General features: G+C 59.8%; 3 protein-coding genes. 1 reads left to right on the top strand and 2 read right to left on the bottom strand.

Annotated elements, in window-relative coordinates:
• Positions 1-298: fibronectin type III domain-containing protein (locus VGK48_29110; GenBank protein ID HEY2385254.1), on the top strand; the 298-nt coding region annotated here is incomplete at its 5' end.
• Between the two features lie 116 nt (positions 299-414).
• Here the strand turns inward: VGK48_29110 and VGK48_29105 are convergent.
• Both VGK48_29105 and VGK48_29100 read right to left on the bottom strand, forming a co-directional pair.
• Positions 415-1,731 (bottom strand): hemolysin family protein, encoded by a 1,317-nt coding sequence (locus VGK48_29105; GenBank protein HEY2385253.1) that lies wholly within the window; start codon positions 1,729-1,731, stop codon positions 415-417.
• A gap of 45 nt (positions 1,732-1,776) precedes the next feature.
• On the bottom strand, positions 1,777-2,463 hold a 687-nt coding region (locus tag VGK48_29100; GenBank protein HEY2385252.1), incomplete at its 5' end, for an EcsC family protein.

Here is a 2,463-nt window from a genome sequence, read left to right as displayed (position 1 = left end):
CGCTCCGCAGCCGCTTGCCGGTCCGCCGTCATTCACTTTGACGAACGGTCCGAACAGCGGTCAGATGATCATGCGGGGCAAACCGGCTCGCAAAGCCGTAAGCTACACACCGCGCTATGCGGCAGTGGGGGCAGACGGTAAGCCGGGATCGTGGACGGAGTTGTCTCCGGTTACGGCCATTCGTTCCATCACCGTCACTGGTCTGACGCCGGGCACGCTCTATGCATTTCAGATGCGTGCCCAGGGCCGGGCCGGCTATACGGACTGGAGCGACTCGGTAACCCGCATCTCACTGTAGTCCGTCAGATTCGCCCTCTTCCGCCTCCGCGGGAGAGGGCGGGTCGTGCCTTGATAAAATCCTAGTCGTCAGGCGCGACGGCAATCAAACCGTTGCACGCTCGGTAACGGGCGAGTTCACGCAAGCGGCGGCTCGCCGGTCGGTGATGGCGTCGATTTCGAGACCAGGACTTTGTCCACCCGCTTGCCATCCATGTCGACGACTTCGAATCGGAGTCCGTCGATTTCAAAGTTGTCGCCAGTGACCGGGACGCGCCCGACCTGGAGCATCACCAGACCGCCGAGGGTCTGATAGCTGCCGGACTCCTCCGAAGGGAGCTCCGGAATCTGCAGAGCCTCCTTGAGATCGTCGATCTGGAGTTTGCCGTCCAGGAGCAGGGAACCGTCGGGCCGCTTCACGATCTGGCGTTCTTCGGGCAGGTCGACACCGGCCACATCGCCGACCAGATCTTCGAGAATGTCGTTCAGGGTGATGAGGCCTTCAATTCCGCCGTATTCATCGACCACGAGCGCCATGTGCGTGCGGGACTTCTTGAACATTTCCAGGAGGCGCAGCGCGGGCAGATTTTCGGGGACGAATAGCGGTGTCCGCAGGTTGCCTTTGAAATCCATCTTGGAGCCCGCAAGGCATCGTGTCAGCAGGTCCTTGGTTTGAACGACGCCGAGGACATTGTCGAGGCTGCCATGAGCTACGGGAAAGCGAGAATATAAAGATGACGCGAGCTTCTTCTGATTCTCCGGAAAAGGGTCCTCGGTATCAAGCCAGACCACTTCGCGGCGAGGTTTCATGAGGGCGCTGACGGCGCGGTCGCCGAGCTTGAAGATGCTTTTCACAATGTCGTGTTCGGCCTCCTCGAACACCCCCGCCTCGGTGCCTTGCTCCATCATGACTTTGATCTCTTCCTCGGTGACCGGCGGGTCAGCGGACGGCTGCAGACCCAGAATGCCGATGATGAGGTTCGTGGATCCGTTGATCAACCACACGAGCGGTGCGCACAGGCGGGACATAAAACTCGTCAGGCCCGACATGGCCGAGGCAATCCTTTCCGGATTATGGAGCGCGAACCGCTTGGGGAGTAACTCGCCGACCACCAGCGAAATGTATGTGATCCCAACCACGACGACCGCGAAGGCAACCGTTCCGCTGTAGCTCTGGAGTTGGGGGAACCGCTCGAGTTTGAGAGAAAGACGTTCCGTCAAGGTGCGCTCTCCCACCGCGCCGGTCAGAATCGCGATCAGTGTGATGCCGATTTGCGTGGTCGCCAGAAACCTGTCGGGATGCGTCGCCAGGTTGAGCGCAGTCTGCGCGCCGCGGCTGCCTTCATTTGCGAATTGCTGGAGGCGTGGTTTGCGGGCCGACACCACGGCCATCTCCGCCATGACGAAAACGCCGTTGAGCAAAATCAGGAGCAGGATCACGAGAATTGGAAGCATAGATCCTTCCGTATTTTTAACCGCAGATAACGCGGATGATTATGACTAATTCTGGTTTTTCAGCGCGGCGATTTCCTGCTGGATGGCATAGCTGACGAGTTCCTCGCCGTATCGTTCTTCGAGCAGGAGGCGCCGGAAATAATCTTTCGCGGTCTGATGCCCGACGCGCTGGAACGCGATGTTGATGCTGCTGTTGAGCACGGCGCCGGCGATCGGCACCAGAATGCCGAGTTCCTTTTGCGTGATCACGATGCCCAGGCGGTCCGCGACGTATGTAATGAGGCGGATCATCTGGGGCGCTTCACGCTCGAGCAGCTGCCGGTCGAGGACGACGCCGGCGGTGCGGGACATGAACTGGCCCGTTTCGCGGATCGATGTGACCACGGCGGTTTTGAGGGCGAGATATCCTTCGTCGCTGGTCTCGGTCTGAGGCGCCATCGCTGCCATCAGATGGGGAAGGTTCTCGGGGTTTTTCGATGAGTATCCGTATGCCGTCGCGATCCGGCAGGTATGACGCGAGAGCAGCGTCATCGAGGAAGTCACGTCCGTGAGGATCAATGAAGGAATCACGAGTTGTGCGCCGGGAATACCTTCGGCCAAGGTCGTTGCACTTCCGAGCAGCGCTCCTTCGGCGCCCAGCAGGAACGTGCTGCCCCAATTGAACGAGTCCGCCACCGCATCGAGCTGGCTGAGGGGCATGAAACGCAGTGCATCGAAATCGTTATCGATGCG

The organism is Terriglobia bacterium (genome assembly GCA_036496425.1).
GTDB lineage: Bacteria > Acidobacteriota > Terriglobia > 20CM-2-55-15 > 20CM-2-55-15 > 20CM-2-55-15.
This window is presented reverse-complemented; position numbering and strand designations above follow the sequence as displayed.

What these genes read in the sequence shown, in the direction of transcription:
- VGK48_29105 (HEY2385253.1), bottom strand. Translation starts at nt 1,731, where the DNA reads ATGCTTCCAATTCTCGTGATCCTGCTCCTGATTTTGCTCAACGGCGTT.